A 6056-nucleotide genomic window follows, 5' to 3' on the forward strand; every position below is an offset into this window, starting at 1 on the left:
CCAAGTCAATCAGGCGGCTATGCTTTCGACGCGGTTCCGGCCCGCAGACTTGGCCTGATAGAGCGCGATGTCGGCCCGTTTGGTCAGGTTGGCCATCGTGTCCTGGTCGCCTGCGATGGTCGATACGCCTGCGCTCAGCGTAATCGATATATCGCGGCTTCCGGAACTGACATGGAACGGCGCGCTCGCCACCGCGCGACGAATGCGCTCGGCAGCGGCACAGGCGAGGTCGCCCGGCGTATCCGGCATGATGACGAGGAATTCCTCGCCGCCCGGACGGCAGACCACGTCCATCGGTCGCACATTTTCCCGCAGGCGATTGGCCAGTTCGACCAGCACTTCGTCGCCGACATCATGGCCATAGGTATCGTTGACCGATTTGAAGTGGTCGATATCGCACATCACGACGGACACAGGCTTGCCGCCCATCACCGAGCGATGCATCACTTGCTGGAGTTGGCTCACCATGTAGCGGCGATTGTAGAGCCCGGTCAGCTGATCGATCACCGACAGTTCCAGGCCACGGTCCACGCGCTTGCGCAGCACGTCGATATAGCGCGAACGCCTGGTCTGCGTGCGCACCCGCGCTAGCAGTTCCAGCCGGTCCACGGGCGAAATGATCACATCGCTCGCACCGATATCCAGGCCTTTTCCGGCTTTAAGACGTTCCGACTGGTCGCAGACGAGGATGATCGAAATCGAGCGTGTGGATTCGGTCATCTTGAAATGCGCGCACAGCTTCAACGCATCAAAGGATTGCGACGAAATCGACAGGACCAGGATATCAACGCCCAGGTCGGCCAGGTTGGACATGTCGCCCGCTTCCAGCAGGGTCGTCGCGACGTGTCCGCCATCGCGCAACATGTTGGCCATGCGCAGCGATGTGCGGTGATTGTCGTCGACGATGAACACCCGCGACGGGCGGGCGAGCTCTTCGACGCTGATCACGTCAACCGCGCCGGCCTTCAGGCCGCTCGCCTGACGCTGGCGCAACTCCGAGGCGACGGCATTGTAACGCAAAAGCGCGCCCATCCGTGACATCAGCGCAAAATCATCGACTGGCTTGGTCAGGAAATCTTCGGCGCCGACATCCAGGCCCCGGACCCGGTCTTCGGCATCGCTGAGCGCGGTAACCATCACGACCGGAATAAAGGACGTGCGCGGATCCGCCTTCAGGCGCTTGCACGTCTCGTAGCCGTCCATGCCCGGCATCATCACGTCAAGCAGGATAATCTCGGGCACTTCCGCCCGCGCAATATTGAGCGCCTGCTGCCCGTTCTCGGCATGGATTACGGTATAATACTGCGCCTCAAGCTTCGCCTGCAGCAGGCGGCGGTTGGCTTCGATGTCATCGACGACAAGGACGCGGGCGCTCATACCGGCTCCTTCGGCATCAGTGACTCGACTGCCTTGATGAATGTCCTGATCTGGATCGGCTTGGACAGATAGCCTTCGCAGCCGGCCTCGCGCACGCGCTGCTCGTCAGCACGCATCGCAAAGGCCGTCACGGCCAGCACCGGTATATGGGCCACTTTGTCGTCGTCTTTCAGCCAGCGCGTGATGTCGAGGCCCGACACTTCCGGGAGCTGGATGTCCATGATGATGAGATCCGGCAGCTCGCGCCGCGCGATTTCAACTGCCTTCGCGCCATCGCGGCACTGATAGGTCGCGAATCCATATGCGTCCAACAGGTCGCAAAAGAGGCGCATGTTGAGTTCATTGTCCTCAACAACCAGCACTTTTCTGGTGCGCTTCTCAGCCATAATTCCCCGTAACTGCTAATGATTCGGACGGTGGGCAACCGATCCTGCCCAGCTATACCGCAAATGCTTAACACCGCTTTACGCAGGGATGCACACTTGATTGCTCCAAAAGGCGGAACATGCCATGAACACCCCTGTCATGTATGCACTTTGCCGCGATTGCCTGCACCTGCAAGCCGGTGCTGCCATTGCCTGTTCCATCTGCGGACGGGGCCGAATCCTGTCGCATCCCGCGCTCACGCGGCTCAGCATTGCGCATATGGATTGCGACGCCTTCTTCGCAGCGGTCGAAAAACGCGACAATCCCAGCCTCAGGGACAAGCCGGTCATCGTCGGCGGCGGCCAGCGCGGCGTCGTCTCGACCTGCTGCTATATTGCCCGTCTCTACGGCGTTCGGTCCGCCATGCCCATGTTCACGGCCCTCAAGCTCTGCCCGGACGCCGTCGTGATCGGATCGAACTTCGCCAAATACCGCGAAGCAGCCGCCATGATCCGCGAAAAGATGGACGCTCTCACCCCGCTGGTCCAGCCGGTCTCCATCGATGAGGCCTATTTGGACCTCTCCGGTACAGAGACGGCGCACCATGCGCCCCCGGCTGTCAGCCTCGCCCGTCTCGCCCGCGACATTGAGCGCGATGTCGGCATCACCGTCTCGATCGGCTTGTCGTCCAACAAGTTCCTCGCCAAGACCGCCAGCGAACTCGACAAGCCGCGTGGCTTTGCGGTTATCGCACCGGAAGAGGCCGAGGCGCTGCTCGGGCCCAAGCCCATCGACTTCCTGCATGGTGTCGGACCGAAACTCGCCGAGAAGCTCGCCCGCGACGGCTTCGACACGGTCAAGGACATCCAGGACACCGAACTGAAGGCCCTGATCGGTCGCTATGGCGAGACCGGCATGTGGTTGAAGCAACGCGCCCACGGCCTCGACACGCGGCCGGTGCGCAATGACGAGGAGCGCAAGTCGGTGTCCAGCGAGACCACGTTCCGCACAGATCTCAGCGATCCCTCCGCGCTCGAAGACCAGCTCTGGCAGCTCTGCGTCAAGACAGCCGACCGGGCAAAGGCCGCTGGCGTCGTCGGGGTCGTCGTCACCCTGAAGCTCAAGACCAGCAATTTCCGCGCCCTGACCCGGCGTGTGTCCTTGGGCGAGCCGACCCAGCTTGCCCAAGAAATCTTCCGCGCCGGTCGCCCGCTCCTCGTCCGCGAGGCCAATGGCCGCGAACGCTTCCGCCTGATCGGCATCGGCCTCACCGGCCTCGACGACCACCGGTCCGACACGGTCGACCTGCTTGATCCCAGCATCGCCAAGCGCGCCGCCGCCGAACGCGCATCAGATGCCGCCCGTGCCAAATTCGGCAAGGACGCCGTCGTCACCGGCCGCGCCGCGCGGATTGCGAAGGCCCGGGAAAACGACAGCTGACTTGCCGGATCGGGCGACGTGCGGCAAGCTTCTCCTGCAATCCCGTCGCAACCGGAGCTGATTCCCCAATGACTACGCCAGAAGACCGCCTCGACACACTCGGTATCGAACTGCCCGCACCCATGAAGCCCGTCGCCACGTATGCGCCCTTCGTAATCACTGGAAACATGCTATTCGTCTCCGGTCAGGTCAGCGCCACGCCCACCGGTCGCATCAATGGCCGCCTCGGTGAGGACATGGAATTGTCGGCCGGCCAGCATGCAGCGCGCCAGTGCGGCATCAACCTGATCGCCCAGTGCAAGGCCGCCGTCGGCGAGCTCTCCCGCATCAAGCGCGTCGTGAAGCTCGGCGGTTTCGTCAATGCCGCGCCGCACTTCACCGACATCCCGCAGGTCATCAATGGCTGCTCCGATCTCATGGTCGAAGTCTTCGGCGATGCCGGGCGCCACGCGCGCTCCGCTGTCGCCTGCCCCGTGCTGCCGATGGGCGTCGCCGTTGAAGTTGACGGTATCTTTGAAATCACGGAATAATTTGCGATGGCCCGGCACTTTGACCTGACTGCCTTCACCTATTCCCATCGAGGCCTCTGGTCGCCCAAGGGCCACCCAGAAAACTCTCTCGCCGCCTTCAAGGCGGCTGCCGAGGCCGGAATGGGAATCGAATATGACGTCCGCCCATCCGGGTCCGGCGAGGTCATGGTCTTCCACGATCCGAAACTGGCCCGCATGACCGGCAACGAGGGCTTGTTCGAGGAGCAGGACATGTCTGTCCTCTCGGCCCTGCGCCTTGCGGGCACCGACCAGCCGGTCCCGCCCCTCTCCGCCCTGCTCGATATCTGGCCCAATAACCTGCCGCTGCTGACAGAAATGAAGATCGACGGCAACACCGATCCTGAAGCCTTCGCTCGCAAGGTCGGCGACCAGCTGGCAGGCCATATTGGCCCGGCCGCCGCGATGAGCTTTTCCGAGCCCGCCGTCGACGCCCTGCCCGACGTCCTGATGCGCGGCCAGCTCATCCACCCCATCCATCGCACCAGCGAGGCCGAATTCGACGCAAAGCTCGCGCGCGCGATCGACCGCAAGGTCGACTATCTCGCCATCAATATCGCTGACGCCGAACGCGCCGCCGTCCTGCTCGCCGGCGAAAAACCGTTCGTGGTCTGGACGATACGGTCGATGGCGGACCTGCGCCGCATTCGCCTGCTCCACGGCGCCGCGATTGTCGAACACCTGCCCGTGCCTCTGGCATCCTGATGCCACGCGCCCTAGATTGACGGGCATGGACGACAGCGCGCTCAAGATCACGATTGTCTCGGCGCTTGCCGATGTCTCGCCCGACGAGTGGAACGCCGTCGCCAATCCGCTCGGCGAACGCTACGATCCATTTCTCTCGTGGGAATTCCTCGAAGCCATGGAAAGCTCCGGCGCGGCGACGCCGACCACCGGCTGGGTCCCGCGCCACCTCCTGATCCGCGGCGACAATGGCCGCCTGCGCGCCGCCATGCCGCTCTATGCCAAGATGCATTCTCGCGGCGAATTCGTTTTCGACCAGAGCTGGGCCGACGCCTATGAACGCGCGGGTGGATCCTACTACCCGAAACTGCTGACCGCCGTGCCCTTCACCCCCGTCACCGGCCGCCGACGTCTCGTGCCCAAAGGCCCAGACGAAGCCCAGCTCAAGGCGGCCCTGCTGACGGGCGCCATCCAACTCGCCGAGGAGAACAAGCTCTCCTCCCTACACATCAATTTCGTCGATACGGACGACGCCGAGACCCTTGCAAATACCGGCCTCCTGTCGCGCACCGACCAGCAGTTCCGCTGGGTGAATGACGGCTACGAGCGCTTCGACGACTTCCTCGCCGCGCTTTCCTCCGCCAAGCGCAAGAACCTCCGCAAGGAGCGCGCAAAGGCACAGGAAGGTCTCACCTTCGTCCACCTCACCGGCGACGCGATCACCGAGGACCATCTCGACTCCTTCTACCATTTCTACATCGACACCGGCAGCCGCAAATGGGGCTCGCCCTATCTCACGCGGCTGAGCTTCTCACTGCTGCGCGAGCGCATGGCCGACGACCTGCTCTTCGTCTTCGCCATGGAAGGCGGCGAACCCATCGCCGGCGCCATGAACCTGATCGGCTCCGACACGCTCTATGGCCGCTACTGGGGCTGCAGCGACCATCGCTCCATGCTCCATTTCGAAACCTGCTATTATCAGGCCATAGACTTCGCCATCGAACGTGGCCTGCAATACGTTGAGGCGGGCGCCCAGGGCGGCCACAAGCTCGCGCGCGGCTACGTGCCCGTCCTCACCCGTTCTGCCCACTGGATCGCCCATCCGGGCCTGCGCGACGCTGTCGCCGACTATCTCACCCGCGAACGCGACGCGGTCGAATCCGACATGGACTATCTCACCGACCGCACACCTTTCAGGAAAGACTCATGACCCTTCACGACACCTATGACCCGTCCAATATCTTCGCCAAGATCCTGCGCGGGGAAATGCCTGCCGTGAAAGTCTACGAAGACGATATCGCCCTCGCCTTCATGGATGTCTTCCCGCAGAGCGAAGGCCACACGCTGGTCATCCCGAAAGATGTCACCGCGCGTAACCTGCTCGACATGCCGCCAGAAAAGCTCGGGCCGTTCATGCTGGTCGTCCAGAAGGTCACACAGGCTGTCGAAGCTGCCCTCACGCCGGACGGGATCGTCGTCACCCAGTTCAACGGCGCCCCCGCCGGCCAGACCGTCTATCACCTCCACGTCCACATCATCCCCCGCTCCGAAGGCAAGGCCCTCGGCCGGCATGGCAGCGGCGGCATGGCAGACATGGGCGATCTGGAAAAACTGGCGGCGCGGATTCGGGCGAAGCTCTAG

Annotated in this window: 7 protein-coding genes; 5 read left to right on the top strand and 2 right to left on the bottom strand. The window is 63.1% G+C overall.

Annotation, left to right across the window (positions count from 1 at the left end):
* Positions 1-9 precede the first annotated feature (9 nt).
* Positions 10-1377, bottom strand: a complete 1368-nt coding sequence (locus tag ACESNB_RS15345; protein WP_373008868.1) for a PleD family two-component system response regulator — start codon at positions 1375-1377, stop codon at positions 10-12.
* Complete coding sequence (locus ACESNB_RS15350) at positions 1374-1763, bottom strand: response regulator (protein WP_373008870.1); 390 nt, start codon at positions 1761-1763, stop codon at positions 1374-1376. Before ACESNB_RS15350 ends, ACESNB_RS15345 begins: the two co-directional genes overlap by 4 nt.
* 124 nt (positions 1764-1887) lie before the next feature.
* On the opposite strand from ACESNB_RS15350, the gene ACESNB_RS15355 reads away from it, so the two are divergent.
* The 5 genes from ACESNB_RS15355 to ACESNB_RS15375 all read left to right on the top strand — a co-directional run bounded on the left by ACESNB_RS15355 (position 1888) and on the right by ACESNB_RS15375 (position 6056).
* On the top strand, positions 1888-3183 hold the full coding sequence (locus tag ACESNB_RS15355) for a DNA polymerase IV (RefSeq protein ID WP_373008872.1): 1296 nt from the start codon (positions 1888-1890) through the stop codon (positions 3181-3183).
* A gap of 68 nt (positions 3184-3251) precedes the next feature.
* The gene (locus ACESNB_RS15360; protein WP_373008874.1) at positions 3252-3713 is read left to right on the top strand and encodes a RidA family protein; all 462 of its coding nucleotides are present in this window, start codon (positions 3252-3254) and stop codon (positions 3711-3713) included.
* A 6-nt stretch (positions 3714-3719) separates the two neighbouring features.
* Positions 3720-4436, top strand: a complete 717-nt coding sequence (locus ACESNB_RS15365; RefSeq protein ID WP_373008876.1) for a glycerophosphodiester phosphodiesterase family protein — start codon at positions 3720-3722, stop codon at positions 4434-4436.
* A gap of 25 nt (positions 4437-4461) precedes the next feature.
* The gene (locus tag ACESNB_RS15370; protein ID WP_373008878.1) at positions 4462-5625 is read left to right on the top strand and encodes a GNAT family N-acetyltransferase; all 1164 of its coding nucleotides are present in this window, start codon (positions 4462-4464) and stop codon (positions 5623-5625) included.
* The gene (locus ACESNB_RS15375) at positions 5622-6056 is read left to right on the top strand and encodes an HIT family protein (RefSeq protein ID WP_373008880.1); all 435 of its coding nucleotides are present in this window, start codon (positions 5622-5624) and stop codon (positions 6054-6056) included. The genes ACESNB_RS15370 and ACESNB_RS15375 overlap by 4 nt, the downstream gene beginning before the upstream one ends.

The sequence above is a fragment of the Hyphomonas sp. genome (genome assembly GCF_041689225.1).
Taxonomy (GTDB): Bacteria; Pseudomonadota; Alphaproteobacteria; order Caulobacterales; family Hyphomonadaceae; genus Hyphomonas.